18 protein-coding genes and 1 other annotated feature are annotated in these 22,615 nt (G+C 33.3%); of the genes, 1 reads left to right on the top strand and 17 read right to left on the bottom strand.

Features of this window, described 5'->3' with window-relative positions; translation table 11 throughout:
- Positions 1 to 86 precede the first annotated feature (86 nt).
- Positions 87 to 285 (bottom strand) — a binding site (T-box leader).
- Between the two features lie 244 nt (positions 286 to 529).
- The 16 genes from ACZM4J_RS04050 to ACZM4J_RS03975 form a co-directional block, all read right to left on the bottom strand.
- Positions 530 to 1,714, bottom strand: coding sequence for an FKBP-type peptidyl-prolyl cis-trans isomerase (locus ACZM4J_RS04050; RefSeq protein ID WP_022165615.1), 1,185 nt, complete (start codon positions 1,712 to 1,714; stop codon positions 530 to 532).
- A 94-nt stretch (positions 1,715 to 1,808) separates the two neighbouring features.
- Positions 1,809 to 3,263: an IMP dehydrogenase gene (gene guaB, locus ACZM4J_RS04045; RefSeq protein ID WP_022165616.1), complete on the bottom strand. Its 1,455-nt coding sequence runs from the start codon at positions 3,261 to 3,263 to the stop codon at positions 1,809 to 1,811.
- Positions 3,264 to 3,424: 161 nt separating this feature from the next.
- Positions 3,425 to 3,931 (bottom strand): DUF6106 family protein, encoded by a 507-nt coding sequence (locus ACZM4J_RS04040; RefSeq protein WP_022165617.1) that lies wholly within the window; start codon positions 3,929 to 3,931, stop codon positions 3,425 to 3,427.
- Positions 3,932 to 3,943: 12 nt separating this feature from the next.
- A complete protein-coding gene (locus ACZM4J_RS04035; protein ID WP_412335015.1) occupies positions 3,944 to 5,626 on the bottom strand; it encodes a DAK2 domain-containing protein in 1,683 nt (560 codons plus the stop codon).
- 28 nt (positions 5,627 to 5,654) lie between these two features.
- Complete coding sequence (locus ACZM4J_RS04030) at positions 5,655 to 6,014, bottom strand: Asp23/Gls24 family envelope stress response protein (protein ID WP_022165619.1); 360 nt, start codon at positions 6,012 to 6,014, stop codon at positions 5,655 to 5,657.
- A gap of 130 nt (positions 6,015 to 6,144) precedes the next feature.
- A complete protein-coding gene (rpmB, locus tag ACZM4J_RS04025) occupies positions 6,145 to 6,330 on the bottom strand; it encodes a 50S ribosomal protein L28 (protein ID WP_022165620.1) in 186 nt (61 codons plus the stop codon).
- Positions 6,331 to 6,448: 118 nt separating this feature from the next.
- On the bottom strand, positions 6,449 to 8,869 hold the full coding sequence (locus ACZM4J_RS04020) for a homocysteine S-methyltransferase family protein (protein ID WP_022165621.1): 2,421 nt from the start codon (positions 8,867 to 8,869) through the stop codon (positions 6,449 to 6,451).
- Positions 8,870 to 8,916: 47 nt separating this feature from the next.
- Positions 8,917 to 9,591, bottom strand: a complete 675-nt coding sequence (locus ACZM4J_RS04015) for a vitamin B12 dependent-methionine synthase activation domain-containing protein (RefSeq protein WP_489485653.1) — start codon at positions 9,589 to 9,591, stop codon at positions 8,917 to 8,919.
- Between the two features lie 18 nt (positions 9,592 to 9,609).
- A complete protein-coding gene (gene metF / locus ACZM4J_RS04010) occupies positions 9,610 to 10,482 on the bottom strand; it encodes a methylenetetrahydrofolate reductase [NAD(P)H] (RefSeq protein ID WP_489485652.1) in 873 nt (290 codons plus the stop codon).
- A gap of 373 nt (positions 10,483 to 10,855) precedes the next feature.
- Positions 10,856 to 11,212: a GerW family sporulation protein gene (locus tag ACZM4J_RS04005; RefSeq protein ID WP_117999058.1), complete on the bottom strand. Its 357-nt coding sequence runs from the start codon at positions 11,210 to 11,212 to the stop codon at positions 10,856 to 10,858.
- 18 nt (positions 11,213 to 11,230) lie between these two features.
- Positions 11,231 to 12,256, bottom strand: a complete 1,026-nt coding sequence (locus ACZM4J_RS04000) for a DUF2953 domain-containing protein (RefSeq protein ID WP_022165627.1) — start codon at positions 12,254 to 12,256, stop codon at positions 11,231 to 11,233.
- 3 nt (positions 12,257 to 12,259) lie between these two features.
- Positions 12,260 to 12,577: a hypothetical protein gene (locus ACZM4J_RS03995; RefSeq protein WP_022165628.1), complete on the bottom strand. Its 318-nt coding sequence runs from the start codon at positions 12,575 to 12,577 to the stop codon at positions 12,260 to 12,262.
- 2 nt (positions 12,578 to 12,579) lie between these two features.
- Positions 12,580 to 13,965: a hypothetical protein gene (locus ACZM4J_RS03990; protein ID WP_412335019.1), complete on the bottom strand. Its 1,386-nt coding sequence runs from the start codon at positions 13,963 to 13,965 to the stop codon at positions 12,580 to 12,582.
- Positions 13,966 to 14,056: 91 nt separating this feature from the next.
- Positions 14,057 to 15,313 (bottom strand): diaminopimelate decarboxylase, encoded by a 1,257-nt coding sequence (locus tag ACZM4J_RS03985; protein WP_022165630.1) that lies wholly within the window; start codon positions 15,311 to 15,313, stop codon positions 14,057 to 14,059.
- A gap of 22 nt (positions 15,314 to 15,335) precedes the next feature.
- The gene (gene malQ, locus ACZM4J_RS03980) at positions 15,336 to 16,829 is read right to left on the bottom strand and encodes a 4-alpha-glucanotransferase (protein ID WP_022165631.1); all 1,494 of its coding nucleotides are present in this window, start codon (positions 16,827 to 16,829) and stop codon (positions 15,336 to 15,338) included.
- Between the two features lie 134 nt (positions 16,830 to 16,963).
- On the bottom strand, positions 16,964 to 17,833 hold the full coding sequence (locus tag ACZM4J_RS03975; protein WP_117999064.1) for a rhomboid family intramembrane serine protease: 870 nt from the start codon (positions 17,831 to 17,833) through the stop codon (positions 16,964 to 16,966).
- Positions 17,834 to 18,142: 309 nt separating this feature from the next.
- Here ACZM4J_RS03975 and ACZM4J_RS03970 point away from each other — a divergent pair, with 309 nt between their 5' ends.
- Positions 18,143 to 22,387, top strand: coding sequence for an acyl-CoA dehydratase activase-related protein (locus tag ACZM4J_RS03970; protein ID WP_412335022.1), 4,245 nt, complete (start codon positions 18,143 to 18,145; stop codon positions 22,385 to 22,387).
- Positions 22,388 to 22,512: 125 nt separating this feature from the next.
- Here ACZM4J_RS03970 and ACZM4J_RS03965 read toward each other — a convergent pair whose 3' ends face one another.
- Positions 22,513 to 22,611: an IS3 family transposase gene (locus ACZM4J_RS03965; protein ID WP_489485664.1), complete on the bottom strand. Its 99-nt coding sequence runs from the start codon at positions 22,609 to 22,611 to the stop codon at positions 22,513 to 22,515.
- Positions 22,612 to 22,615: the final 4 nt, after the last annotated feature.

Below are 22,615 nucleotides of genomic sequence, written 5' to 3'. Positions count from 1 at the left end.
TGGCCTTGCCATATTTCTCCTTTCTGTTTTGACGTAAAACATAAACATTTTTTTCAAAAAGAAAAGTCCCTGTTTATGTTTCCATAAACAGGGACGTATTATACGCGGTTCCACCCTGATTGCTTTCAAAACAAAAGCCTCTCATTTGGACTATAACGGAGTCACCGGGCTTGATTAGAGCCACTCCAAGGTAGTCTTCAATTATCTTTCTGTAAGATGTTTCCAGCCTAGACATCTCTCTCTGTAACCCTCTAGATAACCTACTGTCCTCTTCAACGTTTTATTCGGTATAAGTATCTTCCTAAGACACTCTCTACTTTTCCCATTATAACATTCAATAATAAGTTGTCAACAAAAGTTTTTATCAATTTTCAAAAATCTTTTTCTTTGTTTTTTCTTTATAGGAAAATCTCTTTCTACGACTTTTTTACATTAATTTTGGCAAGCTTTTACACCTGCCAAAATCAATATATATTACCAATACCCTTTGGATTTTAAGAATTTCCGATGATTTTCATATTACATAAAATTATTTTCTTACTTTATAAGAATATTTAATTTTTGCATTTTTGAAAACGTAATTCTGTGCTTTATCTAATAAAACAACTTCTTTGATTTCCTCTTTAGTATAAAGCTTTTTCATCTCTTCTACACTATCCAAATTTGCATCTGCGTATGAATTTTCGTACTGTTCTTCAATTTCGTCGTTACTAGCAGTTAATTTTAAGTCCTTTACAAGTTGCCACATTAATAATTCAGACTTTAATTCTGTCTTATAATTCTCCTGCATAGTCTTGTCATCTAAACCTTCTCTCTTCTTATATTCATCAAGAGAAAGGCTTTCATATTCAGCCTGAGCTTCTGCATCACCATTCATTGAATCAATTACTTCCTGCTGTAATTTTGATGGAATAGCTTTCAAATTAACTTTTTCCAAAGCCTTCTGCCATAATTCCGGCTTGATAATTTCTTCTTTGATGTATTCCAAAATCCATTCGTTGTATTCTTTTACAGTTGAAATTCCACGTTCTTCGTAATAATTGTCTTTTACCCATTTATCAGTAATTTTGTTTCTTGTCAACTTATTAACTGATGTAATTTTCAACTTAAATACAACTGTTTTACTGCTATAATCTTTATTTGCTAACGAAAAATCATTAACTTCCTTATTATTTTTTACTTCAACAGTAACTGTTTCGCCACTCTTATGACCTGTAAGTTTGTCTGAAAAAGTCTTTGTAAGTCCTTCATTTGAACTTAAAATATTAATATCCTGCTCTTCTCCTGACAAATCATCTACTTTCTTGTTGTCAACATAAGCTACTCTGTTATATTCTACCTGATCAGTTTCTTTTGCAGCTCTATTAACAACTTCATATTCATCTGTATCTTCATATACAGATTCATCCCACATGTCCTGTGTTAATTCATATGTAAGCCCCTTAACATCGCCAACTGAAATGTAATCTTCAGTTTTTATTCCAAGGTCCTTATCCACATCTGACTTTGGTTTCATAACCTTTGCCCAATAAACAACAACTGCAAAAACAATAATAATAACAACAATTATCCCAGGTACCAACAATCTTTTAGATAAAGGTTTCTTTTCTACCTGTTCAGGTTCTACTGCTTTCACTTTTAATATTTTTTTCTTTTCCGTTGTAGTATTTTCGTTATTAACAATTTCATCTTTCTTTTCGTTCTTGTTTTCCACCGTCTTCTCTCCTTTATGCATAATAAGAAAGAATCTTTATAATAAAGATTCTTTCTTATTCTATCACATATTTAAAAAATAATATACGTTTTTATTAACTTTCTGTTGTATAGTTTGGTGCTTCCTTTGTAATATGAATGTCATGTGGATGACTTTCTTTCAATGAAGCTGCTGAAATCTTAACAAACTTACCTGTTTCTTTTAATGTTTCAACATCCTTTGCACCACAATATCCCATACCTGAACGAAGTCCACCCATAAGCTGGAATACTGTATCTTCAATACTTCCCTTATAAGCAACACGGCCTTCAACACCTTCAGGTACAAGTTTCTTTGCATTAGACTGGAAATATCTGTCTTTGCTACCATTTTCCATAGCAGCGATACTTCCCATTCCTCTATATACTTTATATTTACGTCCCTGGAATATTTCAAAATCTCCAGGTGCTTCATCACAACCTGCAAACATTGAACCCATCATACAAACGCTACCACCTGCAGCGATTGCCTTAACAATGTCACCTGAGAACTTAATACCACCATCAGCGATAATTGGAACACCATATTCCTTAGCTGCTTCATAACAATCCATAATTGCTGTAACCTGTGGTACACCGATACCTGCAACTACACGAGTTGTACAAATTGAGCCAGGTCCAATACCAACCTTAACTGCATCAGCTCCTGCTTCAATAAGATCTCTTGTAGCAGCACCTGTTGCAACGTTTCCTGCAATTACCTGTAAATCAGGGAATTCTGATTTAATCATCTTTAATGTTTTGAAAATATTTGCTGAATGACCATGAGCTGAGTCAATTACAACAACGTCAACCTTAGCGTCAACTAAAGCTCTAACTCTATCCATAACGTTTGCAGTGATACCTACAGCAGCCCCACAAAGTAATCTTCCCTGTGCATCTTTTGCTGATAAAGGATACTTAATCTGCTTTTCAATATCCTTAATTGTAATTAAACCAACTAAGTTAAAATCATCATCTACTAATGGTAATTTTTCTTTTCTTGATTTTGCCAAAATTGCCTTTGCTTCTTCAAGAGTTACTCCGGCCTTTGCTGTAATAAGACCTTCTGTTGTCATTGAATCCTTAATAAGCTTTGTTTCATCTGTTTCAAATTTAAGATCACGGTTAGTAATAATACCTACTAACTTCTTTCCTACTACAATTGGAACACCTGAAATTCTGAATTTTGCCATTAAGTCATTTGCATCTTTAAGTGTATGTTCCGGAGATAAATAGAACGGATCAGTGATGACACCGTTTTCAGAACGTTTAACCTTATCTACCTCATCTGCCTGCTGTTCAATAGTCATATTCTTATGAATGATACCAATTCCACCTTGTCTTGCCATTGCAATTGCCATTCTGTGTTCTGTAACTGTGTCCATTCCGGCACTCATCATAGGAATGTTTAATTTGATCTTCTTTGTTAAATGTGTAGATAAATCTACCATATTAGGTGTCACTTCTGAATACTGTGGTACCAAAAGCACATCATCAAATGTAATTCCTTCGCCAATAATTTTACCCACTGATTCTTTCCTCCTTATTCTATCGTATAATTAAATTAAAGCGCAAATTTCTTCACGCTATTTTAACGAAAATAGTAACATAAAAAAGAGACATCGTCAATGACCATATCTCTTTTTCCCGACATTTTTTATTATTTTTTGCACGCATAAAAATTAAATGTTTATACGTTTTTTACAACAATATTAGGTCTGTAGTGATATAGTGCATCAATTACTTTTTCATTAGGTTCAATAACAACTTTAGTTTTTCCATCGTTGTTACTAATAATCATGGCATATACACCTTCACTTTTTCTTCCTGTTGAATAATCTTTTACGATTGCATTCATGGAACCTCTTATAACCTGCTCTGAATTAATTGGTGCAATTACTTCTGCATCCTTAATTTCATAATTTGCAATGTTTTTTCTTTTTCTCTGGCCCATTATCTTATCAACAGAAAATTCTCCATTTACCAAAGAATATTCATATTCAATGCTTGTATAGCACCATAACATGTATTCTCCGTATATAAGCAATATTTCAATTGTAAAAGCAAGAATTCCTAAGTTAAACATAAGCATTAAAAGAAATGCCATTATTAAAACAATAATAGAAAATACTCGCATTAAAACAACAGAAATACCTGTTTTTCTTTTTACAATCTGTTCTACAAAAATCTCGTCCATACTTTGTCCTTTCTATTCTACAGAAACAATGTAGTAATATACAGGCTGACCACCTGGATATACTTCTACTTCCAAGTCAGGAAGTTCTTCTGTTATTTTTGAAGCAAGGACATCAGCATCTTCTTTTGTTATGCCTTCACCAAAGTAAACGCTAACGATTTCAGAATCCTCATCCTGCATTTCCTTAATCATGTCAACTGTTGTTGCCACAATATCATCGCCAACTGCAAGCATTCCTTCATCGCCAATACCCATAATATTGCCTTCTCTAATTTCTTTATCATCAATTACTGTATCTCTTACAGCGTATGTTACTTCGCCTGTCTTAACGTATGACATACTGTCAATCATAGCTTCTTTGTTTTCTTCCGGTGAACAGTCATCTACAAAACCAATCATGGCTGAAATTCCCTGAGGAATTGTCTTTGATGGAATTACAATTAAATTCTTATCTTCAACTAAACTTTCTGCCTGATTTGCTGCAAGAATAATGTTCTTGTTATTTGGAAGAACAAAAATATTTTCTGCATTAACTTCATCTACCGCATTTAAAATATCTTCTGTACTTGGATTCATTGTCTGACCACCTGAAATAATATAGTCAACATTTAATCCCTTAAATATTTCATCTAAACCTTCACCTACTGATACCGCAATAAAACCATATTTTTTCTTAGGTTCATTCTTTTTAGCTTCTGCTTCTTCCTGCTTCTGCTTTTCTGCCATCTTTTCAGCATTCTTAATGAGTCTTTCATGATGTTCTTCTCTCATGTTATCAATCTTCATTCTTGATAATGAACCGTATGTTAAAGCTCTTGTGAAAGCCTCACCCGGCTGATTTGTGTGAACATGAACCTTTACAATCTCATCATCTGCTACAAGAACAATTGAATCTCCAATTGACTCTAAGAAATCCTTAAATAATTTCTCTTCTTTATCATCCATTGGCTTGTCTAAATTAATAATAAATTCAGTACAATATCCAAACTTAATATCTGCTTCGTCCATTGGTAAATCGTCTGTAGATACTGAAGTTGATGAAGCTTTTGATACATTCTCAAGTGTATAATCAACTTCTTTTCCTAAGAAAGCATCATATGCTCCCTGTAAAACAACCATAAGTCCCTGTCCGCCTGAGTCAACCACTCCTGCCTGTTTCAGTACAGGTAGCATTTCAGGTGTCTGACTTAAAACATATTCACCATGTTTTATGATTTCGTCAATTACAACTGTTAAATCGTCGCTTTGACCTAGCATCTCACAAGCTTTGTCTGACATTCCTTTTGCTACAGTTAAAATTGTTCCTTCTTTTGGTTTCATAACAGCCTTATATGCTGTTTCAACCGCTCTTACACATGCCTTTGATAAAATCTCAACGTTAATTTCATCATATTTCTTGATTTCTCTTGTAAAGCCTCTGAAAAGCTGTGATAAAATTACACCTGAGTTTCCTCTTGCTCCTCTAAGAGAACCTGTAGAAATAGCCTTTGCTACTGTTTCCATTGTTGGGTCAGCAATTGCACCAACTTCATTAGCAGCTGACATTATTGTAAGTGTCATGTTAGTTCCGGTGTCTCCATCAGGAACAGGAAATACATTTAATTCATTAATCCATTCTTTCTTTGCTTCAAGATTCTTTGCACCTGCAATAAACATTTTTTGTAGCATCTGTGCGTCAATTACATTAATTTCCAAAACTTTATCCTCCTAAGCATAAGACACATTAGTCAATTGTTCTTACACCTTCAACATAAATATTTACTTTCTTTACAGTCATTCCTGTAAATTCTTCTATTTTATATTTTACACTTGAAATAATATTTTCTGCTATTGTTGCAATATTAACACCATAAGCAACAATAATATGAAAATCTATTGTTATTTCGTTATTTTCATCTATAACAACATTAATTCCTTTTGTAGAGCTGTCTCTCTTTAATAATCTAACAATTCCGTCTTTTACACTAACCATAGCCATACCAACAATGCCAAAACATTCATAAGCTGTTTCACCAGCATACTTTGCAATAACTTCCTGGCTGATTAATATTTGTCCCATGTCAGTATTCATCTTACCCTTCATATGTTATCCTCCTTTACAAGTGTATTTGCATACTTGCTTACACAGTTACAGATATTATACCCTTTTTGGTATAAAAAGACAAGAAAAAAGACACTACCAAATGCAGCGTCTTTTTATCTAATAACATATACTATGCTCTTTCTACTTTTCCTGATTTCAAACAAGATGTGCAAACGTACATTTTCTTTGCTCCGCCTTCAGTCTTAACTTTAACAGACTTTACGTTTGACTTCCACATTTTATTAGACTTTCTATGTGAATGACTCACTGCGTTTCCAAAATGAGCACCCTTACCGCAAATACTACATTTAGCCATAATAGCACCTCCCTTGTATAAATTAAGTCGAACCTTCTTCGACCTGACACAAAGGCTATCTTAACAGACTATTCAAAAAATTGCAAGCACTTTCGCATATTTTTTCTTTAGCTTTTCTTTAGCCAAGCACTTCTTTGGCAATATCGGCGCTCATTTTCGCATCTTTTGCATAATAATCAGCCCCAATTTCCATTGCATAATCTTCTGTTAAAACAGCTCCTCCTACCATTATCTTACAATCAACATTGTTGTGGTGTAATAATTTAATAGTATCTTCCATAGAACCTAATGTAGTTGTCATCAAAGCTGACAGACCAACTAATTTAACATCATTTTCTACGGTAACTTTCAAAACTGCTTCAGGATCCACGTCCCTGCCTAAATCAAGAACATCAAATCCATAGTTTTCTAAAATTACTTTTACGATATTTTTTCCAATATCATGTATATCACCTTTTACGGTGGCAATAACAATCTTTCCTTTGGATTCTGATGCTGCCCCCTTATTTGCCATAAATGTTTTTATTTCCTCAAAACATTCCTTGGCAACATCAGCAGCTAAAATTAACTGTGGCAGGAAAATCTTTCCCTTCTCAAACTTATCACCAATTACATCAAGTGCAGGAATAAGCATTTCATTAATAATTATCATTGAATCCTGAGTTTCAAGATATGTTTTAGTTAATTGTCTGCCTTCACTTTTCATTCCCGTTTCCATTGCATGGAGAATAGCTTTTGCTTCGTCAGACTTCAAGTTATCATTCCCCTGTGAAGCTGCCGCCTGTGGTGTACCACCTGACTTTGCACTGGCAGATGTTTCAGGTTCATGGGTATTTGAATACTCAATAAAATCCATTGAATTTTTATCAATGTTTGCCAGAACTTTATATGACTTAACAGCCCAAACCATAGATGAAACATTCGGATTAATAATTGGCAAATCAAGTCCGCTATGAAGTGCCATTGTTAAGAAATATTTATTTATGATTTCTCTGTTTGGAAGACCAAAGGAAATATTTGATACTCCAAGAACTGTTCTTAACCCTAATTTATTTTTTACAGTGTTAAGGGCTTCAAGAGTTTCAAAGCATGCCTTCTGCTCTGCTGAAACTGTTAAAGTTAAACAGTCGATAATTATATCTTCTTTTGGGATGCCATAAGACATTGCCCTGTTCATTATTTTTTCTGCAATAGCTACTCTGCCTTCTGCACTGTCTGGTATACCATTTTCATCCAATGCAAGTCCAATAACTGCAGCACCGTATTTTGCTACTACAGGTAAAATTGTATCTAAAACTGCATCTTCTCCATTTACAGAGTTAATAATCGGCTTACCATTATAAACTCTAAGTGCAGCTTCAATTACTTCAGGTTTTGTTGAGTCAATCTGTAAAGGCACATCAACGATTCCCTGCAACGCCTTTACGGTTTTTATCATCATTTCCTTTTCATCAATTTCAGGTAAACCTACATTTACATCTAAAATTTCTGCCCCTGCTTCTACCTGTTCTATTGCCTGCCCAAGAATGTAATCCATATCATCTTCTATAAGCGCCTGTTTAAATCTTTTCTTACCTGTTGGATTAATTCTTTCACCTACAATACGAGGCTGGTCCACTATAACTGTCTTTGTTGGAGAACATACTGCAAGGTGCTTCTTTGTATTATTTTCGTTAAAAGCCCCTTCTTTTTCTGCTTCAACAAGCATTGCCTTAACTGCTTTAATATAGTCAGGCTTTGTACCACAACAGCCACCTAAGGTTCTAACACCGTATTTAAGCATTTCTCTGTATATGGATGCGAACTGGTCTGCATCAACATCGTATGTGTTTGTTACAGGATCAGGCAAGCCGGCATTTGCTTTTACAACAATTGGTAAACTTGTCCACTTAGATATTTCCTCAACAATAGGAATTAAGTCTTTTGGTCCTAAAGAACAGTTTACACCCATTGCATCCACACCCAAGCCTTCCAGTGTAAGACACATGGCTGAAACTGAACAACCTGTGAATGTACGTTTATTTTCTTCAAATGTCATTGTTGTAATAACAGGCAGATTAGAATTTTCTTTTGCAGCTAAAACCGCCGCCTTTGTTTCCAATAAGTCAGTCATTGTTTCAATAACAATAATATCTGCATCTTTTGCCGCAACAACTTCTTCTTTGAAAATATCATAAGCCTCTTCAAAAGAAAGATTTCCTGTTGGTTCTAAAAGTTGTCCAATAGGTCCCATATCTAAGGCAACCATTGCATCTGTTCCTTTTGCTGCTTCCTTTGCATTAGCAATGGCAGCATTTATTAACTCATCAACAGTGTAACCTGTATCTTTCATCTTGTAACGGTTGGCACCAAATGTATTAGCATATACAACATCAGCTCCCGCCTCTATATATTGCTTATGAATATCTACAATCCAATCACTTTTTGTTATATTTAAAGTTTCTGGAACAGTTCCTAATTCCATTCCTTTTTGCTGAAGCATTGTTCCCATTGCTCCGTCTAATACAACATAATTTTTGTCAAATAATTTATTGTTCATTTATAGATTATCTCCTGTTTTCACTTGGGTGTTATTTTAATCTTTATTTAACTACAGGTAGTACCCTGTTTTCTAAACTGACATTTATCCTTAAAATTACAGAAATCACAATTCTTTTTGCTTGAAACTTTTAAATTATGTCCCAAACCTATAACACATGTAACAGACTTAGTTGGCGTAAGCATCATGCTACTGTTTACACACACACCGATTCTTTTAGGTGCATCCAATATATCCAAAAACTGTCTCTGCAATTCAAGTGGAAAATCTCCATATCCCAGACCAAATCTCCACGTATGCTCGTATTCTTTAAAATCTTTTAATATAATTTCTTCTGCCTTGTCACATACCTGTTCAATTACTGCAGAAGCCAAACTGTCTGTAACCATTGCCTCTGCCATACTTACAATCTGCTTTTTTCTAATTAAAGAATCCACTCCGCCTGATAAGGTTGCACACATAAAAACCGCCTTTTCGCAGTTTTCTAAATGTTTCTTGATTGAATTGCCCTTTAATTCAAAATTAGTACCTTCTACTATGCCATCAGCAATAGGGAAAACCTTGTATATAAATTTTCCCTTCATGTTTGCTTTTAATTCTTTTGCACATTTTGAAAGCATCTTCTCTGTCTGTTCATCAGGCTTGTTATTTCCATATCCTAAATATCTTAAAGCTTCACCAAAATTAACATTGTCAATTTCAATAATTCTATGACCATTCATTTAACCAACTTGTCCTTTTTATTTATTCTTTACAAGATTAGTCACACTGTCACTAATTCTTTTTGCCACATAAGGATCGTTCATTGTATAAATGTGAACACCGTCCACACCATTGGCAACAAGGTCAACAATCTGGTCAATAGCGTATGATATCCCGGCATCACGCATTGCAACCGGATTATCTCCAAACCTCTGTAAAACCTTAGATAATTTGGCTGGTATGCTGGCGCCACACATTGAAACCATTCTTTCAATCTGTTTTTTATTTGTAACAGGCATAATTCCTGCTTCAACAGGAACATCAATTCCTGCAACTCTTACTTTTTCAATAAAATCATAGAAAACATTGTTATCAAAGAATAACTGAGAAATTAAATGATCTGCACCTGCTTCTACTTTGATTTTTAAATTTTTAATATCTTCTACAATATTTGCTGCTTCCTGATGTGTTTCCGGATAACAGGCACCTGAAACATGAAAGCCCATATTTTTTGACATAATATATTCTGTTAAATCAGATGCGTATTTAAAATCATGTTTTACTTCATAATCAGGATTAGCGTCACCACGTAATGCCAAAATATTCTTAACACCTTTTTCATTTAAGTCATTTAAAATTCTGTCAATATCTGCTTTGGAATTATATAAGCATGATAAATGAGCAATTGTTTCTGTGTTCAATTCATTTTTGATTTTTGCGCATAAATCAACTGTTGTTGCCTTGGCAATTCCTGAGCCGCCGGCACCATATGTTACACTAATAAAATCAGGGTTTAAATCCTTTAATTCTCTTAATGTATTGTACACTGTTTCTACTCCACTTTCTCTCTTAGGTGGGAACACCTCAAAAGAAAACACTGTTTTTTTCTTAAAAATATCTGCTATATTCATCTTATTTTCACTTTCCTTATTTGCATTTTTCTAACTTATCTATTTATATTAGTTTTATTTAATTCCTGCAATTGTATTAGTTCTAATTATATTAATTTTCATATCATACCAATATATTTCAATACATTACTTTTATTAACACATTAATTTTTGCAAAACAAATTAAATCCAACTATTAAACACGTAATAATAATGCATACCGCAAAGAACGTACTCTCTATAAGCATAGAGAAAATCATTCCCACTGCAAACCAAAATAACGCAAATCCAAATAACCTATGCATACAACTCCTGTTTTATCTTCCTGTTTTACTAACAGTATATGCATGTATTATATTTTATTTGCTACTATTCCTTTTATTTAATGTAATCCCTATTCAACTACATCTTCATCATCAATAGTGTCATCTTCTTTGTTTGTAAACTTGTTTACAATATCAGGTACCATGTCAATTATTCTTGCAAAGCCATCCTGATCCTTAACACTTATAAGTTTTGATGAGCCATCCTTTATAACTAAAACAGCACTTGGTGTAATCTTACCGCCAACACCGCCTGTTCCATTATCGCCTTTTGAAAATGTACCTAGTGCCATTCCAAAAGATACATCTGCCATTGGTAAAATTATAGTTTCACCAATTACAATTGGTTCTCCAACCACAGACTTAGTTGTTATAAAATTTTCCATTGCCTTAAGCAAATCTTCTGAATTTTTCTTATTATCAGCCATAATCAAAGCCTCCTTATACTAACCGATTTTTTTAATTATACGGTGAATTTCTTTATTAAAATAAAATCTCAAGCCGTAATAAAGAACAACACCTAACATTATATGTCCACTTAATTTAACATTTCCATTAAATATTTCATTTTGAAAATCCGGTGTGATTTTTATTTTTTTAGGATTCACATTAAAAACCGAATAGCCCATGGCTATATAGCCTAATGTCTTTCCTGTTAAATCAGGACTTTCAAAACCAATTTCGATATTTCCTTTTATTTTTTTAGGGAAAATATGCCTTAATGTTTTTATAATAATTTCTTTTCCAAACTTAAATGCTTTTTTAGTAGTTGGACTGTTTATAAATGCCTTTATGGCTCTTACCTTCGCGCATTTTTCTTTGAATTTGTAATAAATATTCTTTATATTTTTTCTAACACTAAGTATAAAACCTTTTATATCTTTAATTTTTTCTTTCAGAAAATTAAAGATATAGTTTATATTAATGTGCGTTTTTTTTCGTTCTTTATTATCTGATTCTTGTTTTTTCTCAATTAAGCGATTTGTTTCTTCTGTTTTTCCAATATCTTCTGAAATTTTCTGTTCAAATGTTTTTTCAGAATTTGTATTTTCAGAATCATTTTTATTATTACCCTGAGTTTTTTGTTGTTTTAATTCTGTAGTCTCACAACTTTCTAATACTTTTTTGTCAGAAGTATCTTTTAGTGAATCCTGTTTTTGTGAACCCTGTTTCTTCAAATCAGTTTTCTCAGGTTTATATTTTTTATCTTTTTTTTGCTTTTTTTTCAAAAAATCAATTGGCACAAAAAATATTCTAAGTTTTGATACATTACCATCATTGCTGATTACTCCCTTGTAACTTACAAAACGAAGTAACCAGTGAGCTTTTATGGATAATTGATAATCTTTGTCAGATTTACTTCCCTGAATCTTATATGCGATAGGATAAAACAGGATTAACAAAGCCAGTGCAATAATCGCCAGCAAAAGTATTCCAATTATTTTTAATATTAATAAAAAAATATGTAACATAGGCTAATTCATTTGCTCCATAATATATTTCTTAACATTTACATTTCCTGTTTTTTCAAGGCATTCCATTATAATAAGTGTCATCATGTCAAGTGCCTCTTCCCTACCTTTTGCAATTCCAATTACAACCATATCAGACTTATGATACCATTTTTGAATCAAAACGTTAGAAGGATATATTTCCAATGTATCATAATCATTTCTTGGCAGAGTGATTACATATGTATCAAACGTTGGTTTTCTATTTTTAATTTTTCTTATAACCTTTCTTTTTTTGTCTAAAAGATTATAGCCTACATATAAATCCTCATACCAAATCATAATTATCCTGCCATTATTCCGTTAATAATTTCTATACAAGCCAGTTTTTCTGCCTTATCGTTGCAAATTGACAAAGTATTATATATATAATCCTGCAATTCGCTTATGTTATTAAAGAAGATTGGAAGTTCACTTAAAGCCTGCGCCATAACTGCCCTTGTAATCATTTTATCTGTCTCTTTAAATAACTCTCTGTATTCATTTATTAACTGTTCTTTTTGTTTTTCTAAATAAGCTTCATCAACTACATCGTTGTTTTCTACCTTATCCAGTTTTACAAACATACTGTCTGAATTTAGTTTAGGAAGCTTAAATACAATATTATATTCTTCCACCAAATCTAACTGTTTAATCTTGTCTGCGTAACTTTCTTTTATCTGGTCTGTTATGTCATAAGCTGAAAGGTGTGGATATATTTTCTCCTGTTCACCTTCGAGCATAACAAACATATCCTCTATTTCCTCAAGTGATTTTGAAGAAAATTTATTTAAAAATAACAAGTTGGTATTTTTTATTATTTCATCACAGCCTTTTACAACATTATCTTCTTCTTTTTCATTGTTAGTATATAAAATCAATAAAAGGTCATTTAGAACTTCCTGAACTCTCATAAGGTTGTCCATTTCATCATCTATATACATGGTTATATCCGATAATCTGTCCTTAAACTCATCATATCCTTTAGAATCCATTTCTTTAAACTTAACATTTTTCAGATTGTCAAATTCTTCATATAAATGGGGATAGTTAGTTGCCATTGTATCCGTCTTATAAAGCATGGAGCATGTTTTAATCATGTACAAAAAGTCGTCTAAAGCTTCCTTTGTGCCGCCGTTGTAAATTGACAAGCCGTTAGAGAGCATTTCGAAAAATTTATTTTTTGTAAGCCTTACAGGAAGTTGTCCAATAACATCTTTAATCTTACTGTTAATCATCATGTTATCTTCATCTTCTAAAATAAACTGCATAATTGTTCTTGTGAAATTTTCATCACTATAGCCACTAGGATAATCTTCTTCCCTGAATCTATACTCCACTCTGTTTACTGCATGCTCGTATACGTTATACTTGTCCACATAACATGTAATATCAGCTACCTTTTCAATAATGATATTTCTAATTGCCTCTAATTCCGCAATATTTTCCGAAAAATCATCTCCGCCATTGGCATACTTTTCAATTGTTTCATTGATAGTTTTAACATATTCATTAAAGCCGGGAGCTACCATGCCACCATCCTCTGAAACAGACACATAATATGTGTAATAATTCATCGCAAGACGAATTAAAGCATACTTGTTATTTATTTTCATAAATCCACCGGTATACTTTTTCAAACTTTCTTCAATGTTTCTATTTTTTAATAAATCTCCAACTATTTTCTTCATATACACTCTCTTTTAACATATAGAGTGCCTAATACAAGCGCTCTATGTTTTATTCTTTATTTGTAATTCCTATAATTTTCATATAGATATTTTATTTTAAAATGTCAGAAAAATCAAATGTAGCAAAATAATCCTTTGGAGTTTCTGCTCTTCTTATAAGTTCAACTTCTCCATTTTCTTTAAGCAATAATTCTGCTGACTTTAATCTTCCGTTGTAGTTATAGCCCATTGCAAAACCATGTGCGCCTGTATCGTGAATATATAAATAATCACCCATTTCAATCTTAGGAAGTTTTCTGTCTATTGCGAACTTGTCATTGTTTTCGCATAAACTTCCAACAACATCATATGTTTCAGTGCATGGTTCATTTTCTTTGCCAAGAACTGTAATATGATGATATGCACCATACATAGCAGGTCTCATTAAATTAACTGCACAGGCATCAACACCAATATATTCCTTGTAAATGTGTTTTTCGTGAACAGCCTTAGTTACTAATGCACCATAAGGTCCCATCATAAATCTTCCCATTTCTGTAAAGATTGCAACGTCGCCCATTCCGGCTGGAGTTAAAATTTCATCATAAACTTTGTGTACTCCTTCTCCAATAACCATAATGTCATTTGGTGTCTGATCAGGTGTATAAGGGATTCCAACTCCACCTGATAAATTAATGAACTTAATGTCTGCTCCTGTTTCTTTTTCAAGTTCAACAGCCAACTGGAAAATTGTCTTAGCAAGCATTGGATAATATTCGTTTGTTACTGTGTTTGATGCTAAAAATGCATGTATACCAAAATTCTTAACACCTTTTGATTTTAAAATCTTGAAGGCTTCAGTTATCTGTTCTCTTGTCATGCCATATTTTGAATCACCAGGGTTATCCATGATTCCGTTACAAACTTCAAAAATTCCACCTGGATTAAATCTGCAGCTTACTGTTTCAGGTATTCCACATTCCTTTTCCATGTAATCAATCATTGTAATGTCATCTAAGTTAATAATGCCACCTAATTCATTACAATACTTGAACTCTCCTTCAGGTGTTTCATTTGAAGAAAACATGATTTCATCGTTTCTAAAGCCTAACTTATCAGCAATCATAAGTTCTGTTGCAGATGAGCAGTCAACTCCACAGCCTGCTTCTTTTAATTTTTTAATAATAAATGGATTTGGAGTTGCCTTTACTGCAAAATATTCTCTAAATCCTTTATTCCATGAAAAAGCTTCATTTACTTTTCTTGCATTTTCCATAAATCCTTTTTCATCATAAATATGGAATGGTGTAGGATATTTTTTTACAATTTCTTCTACCTGTTCTTTTGTTACAAATGGTTTCTTATTCATTATTTTCAGTCCTCCTAAATATTTATCTACCGTAGATATCACAAAGATATCTTAGTCTTTCAATTTCTTTTGCACCAAACTGGCCGTCTAACATTCGCCATCTCCAGTTTGTCCCCATTGATGATGGAAGATTCATTCTTCCTATATATCCAATTTTTAAAATGTCCTGCATTTGAAAAATCACCAAATTAGCAACACTTTCATATGCCACTTTAAAAATCTTATCAACTAAATCTTCTACTGAGCCTTCTCTACACTCAACATACTCTCTTATGTAGCCAAGCTCACATTTTTCAAAGCTTGTAAAATACCCAACTAATGTGTCATTGTCATGAGTACCACCATAAGCTACAGTATTAGGCACCCAGTTGTATGGCAAATGATCATTACGCCTGTTACCATCAAAAGCAAATTCCAGAACTTTCATGCCGGGATAACCTGATTTTTCAAGTACCTCTACAACTTCAGGCATTTTTATACCTAAATCTTCAGCAATAATGTGTTTGTCATCTATGGACTCGTTAATTGCATTAATAAGTTTAAGTCCCGGTCCTTTTTGCCACTGACCGTTTCTTGCATCACTGTCTTCTGCAGGAATTGCATAATATTTGACAGTGCCTATAAAATGGTCAATTCTTATTACATCATATATTTTAGCTGAATGTTCCATTCGTTTTCTCCACCATGAAAAATCATCAGCTTCCATTTTGTCCCAGTCATAAAGTGGATTGCCCCATCTCTGACCTAAATCAGAAAATGCATCAGGGGGTACACCTGCAACTTTTTTAGGATTTAATTCTTCATCTAATTGGAACATGCCTGTATTCTGCCAAACATCAGCAGAATCCATTGCCACATATATTGGTATATCACCAATAATCAGGATTCCATTTTCATTAGCATATTTTTTTAATTTGCACCACTGCTCATTAAACTTAAACTGTATGAACTTGTAAAAGTCCATATCATCCTTTAGTTCTTCTTTAAAAGCCCCTACTGTTTCGGCTTCTCTAAACTTTATTTCCTTATCCCACTCACTCCAAGGTCTGCCTTCATATTTATCTTTGCAGGCTCTATACAAACTATAATCTTCAAGCCAGAATTCATTTTCTGTAAAAAACTCTTTATATTCATTTAATTCCTTATGATTACTATTCTCATAAGCCACTCTTAAAACTTCAAATCTTGAATTATAAACCAAGCCATAGTCAACATACTGGTCTTCAATATTCCATCTTTTACTGTCAACAAATTCTTTAGTCAAAAGTCCTTCTTCTATCAACATATCTAAATCTATAAAATATGGATTTCCCGCAAAAGCAGAAAAAGAAGCATAAGGGCTGTCTCCAAAACTTGTAGGTCCAAGAGGTAACACCTGCCAATATTTCTGTCTTGCTTTAACTAAGTTATCTACAAACTCATAAGCTTTTTTCCCAAAAGTTCCGATTCCGTATGGGCCCGGTAAACTACTAACAGGCATTAACACGCCTGCACTTCTGCTAAATTGTTCCTGCATATTATTTATTCCTTTAATATTTTTTACGTTTCATTTTTTTATGTTTGGACCTGCTACATTTCAACAGGATATAGCATTAATTCCTAGTCATTGCATTATAAATCACACTTCACACAAATCATAAACCATAGTTCTTATTTATGTTCATGTGTAAATAAATGTTCCTGACAATATTCCTTATTTCCTGAACATTTTGAGCAATATCTAAATGTTAATGTAGGATCATCTAATTCTGTTCTGCCACATATAGCACATTTATGTCTTGCACCATTTGCATAAACATTAGGCTTTGCTTTTTTAATTGACTTATTATATTGTGCTTTTCTCTTTATTGAGGAAGGTCTTCTTCCTGATTTTTTATCTAAAATAACATATATAACAACATTAAGTAATGATGCAGCAATTAACACAAGCACTATTAAACCTAAATTCATACTTGTTCTAAACGCACTGATAATGTCATAAATAATATATGCTACATATAGGAATCCAAACCATTTAATCTTAATTGGAATTATGAAATATAACAGTAATTCCTGTTCCGGATAAGTAAAAGCGTATGCTAAAAATATAGACATGTTAATGTAATATGTGCTTACATAGCCACCAATAATTACTCCAAATATACTGCCCATGGCTGTTCCATAAATAACTGTAAGAACTACATATAAAATAAGTCCTGCTATTACTGTAAATATAATTCCTGAAAAAATATACTTTGTGAAGCGTTCACTTCCCCATGTATGTTCAAGTTCACGTCCCAATGAATAATATAGGAATAGCATAATAATAGTAAAAATTCCTAAACTTTCAGGTGGTACTAAAATCCATGTAACCACTCTCCATATCTGTCCCTGAAAGATCTCGTATGGATTAAACTGTAAAAACTGATATAGTTCAGGAGTTGTCAACTGAATAACATATCCTATTACATAAGCAATGATTAAATACAATGGTAAATTTGGAATTGAAAAACTCTGTTTTCTTCTATTAAATTCTGACATTCTAATCTCCTTATTTTCCTAATATAACAATCCCATCTAATTTCTAGAGGGTTATAAGTCACATTCTTTGTTCTAAATAACCATATTACAGTATAATTTCTACAGGGTACTTTGTCAAACAAAGTACAGCTTTTTCTTTTAGTTTGTAAACAAACTTTTTTCACATCTTTTTCTGTTGTTTTTTTTTTCTATTTATAATATAATAATAAGTCGATTTTGATATTTTTATGTCAAAAGCATTTTAATAGGTAATAAAACATATATTTAATATACGTTACTCGTATTAATAAGGGTAATTAGGAGGCAAATATGAACGAGAATGCAAATTATAGTTTAGGTATTGATATTGGTTCTACTACTGTAAAAATTGCAATACTTGACCAAGATAACAATCTTGTTTTTTCAGATTACGAAAGACATTATGCAAATATTCAGGAAACTTTAGCTTTACTTTTAGATAAGGCACGTAAACAGTTAGGTTCAATTGAATTAAGTCCTATGATTACAGGTTCAGGTGGTTTAGCACTTTCTGAACATTTGAAAGTGCCATTTGTACAGGAAGTTGTGGCAGTATCTACTGCTCTTGAAGATTATGCACCACAAACTGATGTAGCAATCGAATTAGGTGGCGAAGATGCCAAAATTATTTATTTTACAAATGGTATCGAACAAAGAATGAATGGTATCTGTGCCGGTGGTACAGGTTCTTTTATTGACCAGATGGCTTCACTTTTACAGACAGACGCTTCAGGTCTTAATGAATATGCAAAAAATTATCAGGAGATATATCCTATTGCAGCCCGTTGTGGTGTATTTGCGAAAACAGATATACAGCCACTTATTAACGAAGGTGCCACAAAAGAAGATTTGGCGGCTTCAATTTTTCAGGCTGTTGTAAATCAGACTATTTCAGGTTTAGCCTGTGGTAAACCAATTAGAGGGACAGTTGCTTTCCTTGGTGGTCCCCTTCATTTCTTACCTGAATTAAAAAATGCATTTATCAGGACTTTAAAATTAGACGACGAACATGTTGTTGCACCGGAACATTCTCATTTATTTGCCGCTACAGGTGCAGCATTAAATCATAAAGAAAATATTAAAGTAGACATTGATGACTTATACGAACAGTTATCTCATGGTGTTCAGATGTCAATGGAAATCAAGAGACTGGAGCCATTATTCCAGAATCAGGAAGCTTATGACAAGTTTACTGAAAGACATAATAAGGCAAAAGTTAAAAAAGGTGACTTGGCATCTTACAGTGGTAACTGCTACCTTGGTATTGACTCAGGTTCTACTACAACTAAGGCAGCTTTAGTTGGCGAAGACGGTACATTACTCTACTCTTTCTATAGTGGAAACAACGGTAATCCGTTAAAAACAATTATTGATTCAATTAAAGATATTTACGCAAAGCTTCCAAAAGACGCTCACATTGTCCGTTCCTGTTCAACAGGTTATGGTGAAGCTTTAATAAAAAATGCCCTTCTTTTAGATGAAGGCGAAGTTGAAACTGTTGCCCATTATAATGCGGCTGCATTTTTTGAGCCACAGGTAGACTGCATTCTTGATATCGGTGGTCAGGACATGAAGTGTATCAAGATTAAAAACAATTCTGTTGACAGTGTTCAGTTAAATGAGGCCTGCTCTTCAGGATGTGGTTCATTTATTGAAACCTTCGCAAAATCTCTTAACTATTCTGTTGAAGATTTTGCCAAAGAAGCTTTATTCGCTTCTAATCCAACTGACCTTGGTACAAGATGTACAGTATTTATGAATTCAAATGTTAAACAGGCTCAAAAGGAAGGGGCCAGCGTTGCAGACATTTCTGCCGGTTTGGCATACTCAGTTATAAAAAATGCTTTATATAAAGTTATTAAAATATCAGATGCCAGAGACCTTGGTAGAAAAATTGTTGTTCAGGGTGGTACATTCTACAATGACGCCGTTTTAAGAAGTTTGGAAAAAGTTGCCCACATCCACGCAATCAGACCTGACATTGCAGGTATTATGGGTGCTTTCGGTGCTGCTCTTATTGCAAGAGACAGATATAAAGGCGAGCCTACAACAATGTTGAATCTTAAGCAGTTAGAAGAATTTACATACACAACTTCAATGACTAGATGCAAAGGTTGTACAAACTCATGTTTACTTACAATCAACAAATTCTCTGATGGCAGAAGATTTATAAGTGGTAACAGATGTGAAAAAGGTATTGGTGGCCAGAAAAACAAAGATAACATACCAAACCTTTTTGAATATAAACTTAAAAGAATGTTTGATTATGAGCCATTGTCACCTGACAATGCACCTAGAGGAATTGTGGGTATTCCAAGAGTTCTTAATATGTATGAGAATTTTCCATTCTGGGCTACATTCTTTAAGAAACTTGGCTATAGTGTTGTTCTTTCACCAGAATCATCACATAAACTTTACGAAATGGGTATTGAATCAATACCTAGTGAATCGGAATGTTATCCTGCAAAACTTGTACACGGACACATTACATGGTTAATTAAACAGGGTGTTAAATTTATTTTCTATCCTTGTATACCATACGAGAGAAACGAAACGCCTGATGCAAACAACCATTATAACTGTCCTATTGTTACATCTTATGCAGAAAATATAAAGAACAACGTTGAAGAATTAGAAGATCCTTCAATGAAGTTTATGAATCCTTTCATGGCTCTCACAAATGAAGAAACAATTACTTCACGACTTGTTGAAGAGTTTGGAAATGAATTTGGAATTAATGCCGGCGAGGTTAAGGAAGCCGCTCACTTAGCTTGGGAAGAACTTCTTAACTCAAGAAACGATATGGCAAAAAAAGGTGAAGAAACTCTTAAATACATGGAAGAAAACGGAAAGCGTGGTATTGTTCTTGCAGGCCGTCCATACCATGTTGACCCTGAAATAAATCATGGTATACCTGAAATGATTAATTCATACGGTCTTGCTGTTTTAACTGAAGACTCAATTTCTCATTTGGCAGAAGTTGAACGTCCGTTGATTGTATCTGACCAGTGGATGTATCACTCAAGATTATATCGTGCAGCTAACTATGTAAAAACAAGAGACGATTTAGACCTTGTTCAGTTAAACTCTTTTGGATGTGGTTTAGATGCTGTAACTACTGACTGCGTTAGTGATATTTTAACTAAGTCAGGAAAAATCTACACTGTACTTAAAATTGATGAAGTAAATAACTTAGGTGCCGCAAGAATCCGTATTCGTTCACTTCTTGCAGCAATTAGAGTTCGTTCAGAAAATCATTTTGAAAGAACAATTCAGCCTTCTTCAATTAACAAGGTTGAATTTACAAAACAAATGTATGAGGATAAATACACAATTCTTACACCACAGATGAGTCCAATTCATTTCAAAATGCTTCAGGCTGCTTTAAATTCATGTGGTTACAACTTTGAAGTAATGGACAGTAAACCATCATGCGTAGATGTAGGTTTAAAATATGTAAACAATGACGCCTGCTACCCTTCTTTAATTGTTGTTGGTCAGATTATGGAAGCTTTGCTTTCAGGTAAATATGACTTAAACAAAACAGCAGTTATTATTACTCAGACAGGTGGCGGTTGTCGTGCAACTAACTACATTGGTTTCATTAGACGTGCTCTTGAAAAAGCAGGTATGTCACATATTCCTGTTCTTTCTCTTTCACTACAGGGCTTAGAGAAAAACAGTGGCTTTAAGATTACACCAAAGTTTGCTATTAAGGCTGTTGAAGCTGCAATGTACGGTGACTTATTTATGAGAGTTGTTTACAGAACAAGACCTTATGAAGTAAACGAAGGCGAAACTGATGCTTTACATAAAAAATGGGAATATAAATTATGTAAAGAACTTGCCGATAATAAATTTGGTATCAGACGTTTTAAGAAAAACATGAAAAAAATCGTTAAAGAATTTGATGCCATTCCTGTAAAAGATATTAAGAAACCTAGAGTTGGTATTGTAGGTGAAATTCTTGTTAAATTCTCTCCTACTGCTAACAATAACTTAGTTGAATTATTAGAGTCAGAAGGTGCTGAAGCTGTAATGCCTGACTTGGTAGACTTCTTCCTATATGGATTTAGAAATGCTACTTTTAAATACGAGAATTTAGGTTTTGATAAAAAATCAGTTCGTATTAACAATTTAGGTATAAAAGCTATTGAATGGTTTAGAAATTCAGCCAAAAAGGCACTTATTGAGAGCAAGCACTTCACTCCTACTTCCGATATATGGGAAATGAGCGAAATGGCTGAAAAAGTTGTTTCTATAGGCAACCAGACAGGTGAAGGTTGGTTCTTAACAGGTGAAATGCTTCATTTGCTACATGATGGCGTTCCAAATATTATTTGTACTCAGCCTTTTGCATGTTTACCAAACCACATTGTAGGTAAAGGTGTAATTAAAAAATTAAGAGCCATGAATCCTGATGCAAATATTGTAGCCGTTGACTATGATCCCGGTGCCAGCGAAGTAAACCAGCTTAACCGAATTAAGTTAATGCTTGCAACTGCAAACAAACGACTAAATCAGGAAAAAAAATAGATAATTAGATAATTTCAAAATTATAAAGTAAAACAAAAAACCGGTTAATAGTTGTAATCTATGATGTGACCCCAAAAAGTTAGACTTTTATTGCGTAACAGGTTTTAATATCTGTTACGCATTTTTCATGCAACCAAGAGGCTGAGTCTGTATTGGACAGGACTCAACCATCCTAGTTTTTCTTTAATTCTTTTTTCATTGTAATATCTTATATATTTTTCAATTTCA

The sequence above is a fragment of the Eubacterium sp. genome, assembly GCF_057858645.1.
Note: the sequence above shows the minus strand (reverse complement) of the source record. Positions and strands in the feature narration are given on the sequence as shown.

Coding starts and splice junctions, on each gene's coding strand:
- malQ (WP_022165631.1), bottom strand. CDS start 16,829: ATGCAGGAACAATTTAGCAGAAGTGCAGGCGTGTTAATGCCTGTTAGT.
- metF (WP_489485652.1), bottom strand. CDS start 10,482: ATGAATATAGCAGATATTTTTAAGAAAAAAACAGTGTTTTCTTTTGAG.
- ACZM4J_RS03970 (WP_412335022.1), top strand. CDS start 18,143: ATGAACGAGAATGCAAATTATAGTTTAGGTATTGATATTGGTTCTACT.
- rpmB (WP_022165620.1), bottom strand. CDS start 6,330: ATGGCTAAATGTAGTATTTGCGGTAAGGGTGCTCATTTTGGAAACGCA.
- ACZM4J_RS03985 (WP_022165630.1), bottom strand. CDS start 15,313: ATGAATAAGAAACCATTTGTAACAAAAGAACAGGTAGAAGAAATTGTA.
- ACZM4J_RS04015 (WP_489485653.1), bottom strand. CDS start 9,591: ATGAATGGTCATAGAATTATTGAAATTGACAATGTTAATTTTGGTGAA.
- ACZM4J_RS03995 (WP_022165628.1), bottom strand. CDS start 12,577: ATGATTTGGTATGAGGATTTATATGTAGGCTATAATCTTTTAGACAAA.
- ACZM4J_RS04040 (WP_022165617.1), bottom strand. CDS start 3,931: ATGGACGAGATTTTTGTAGAACAGATTGTAAAAAGAAAAACAGGTATT.
- ACZM4J_RS04020 (WP_022165621.1), bottom strand. CDS start 8,869: ATGAACAATAAATTATTTGACAAAAATTATGTTGTATTAGACGGAGCA.
- ACZM4J_RS03975 (WP_117999064.1), bottom strand. CDS start 17,833: ATGTCAGAATTTAATAGAAGAAAACAGAGTTTTTCAATTCCAAATTTA.
- ACZM4J_RS04000 (WP_022165627.1), bottom strand. CDS start 12,256: ATGTTACATATTTTTTTATTAATATTAAAAATAATTGGAATACTTTTG.
- ACZM4J_RS03990 (WP_412335019.1), bottom strand. CDS start 13,965: ATGAAGAAAATAGTTGGAGATTTATTAAAAAATAGAAACATTGAAGAA.
- ACZM4J_RS04005 (WP_117999058.1), bottom strand. CDS start 11,212: ATGGCTGATAATAAGAAAAATTCAGAAGATTTGCTTAAGGCAATGGAA.
- ACZM4J_RS04030 (WP_022165619.1), bottom strand. CDS start 6,014: ATGAAGGGTAAGATGAATACTGACATGGGACAAATATTAATCAGCCAG.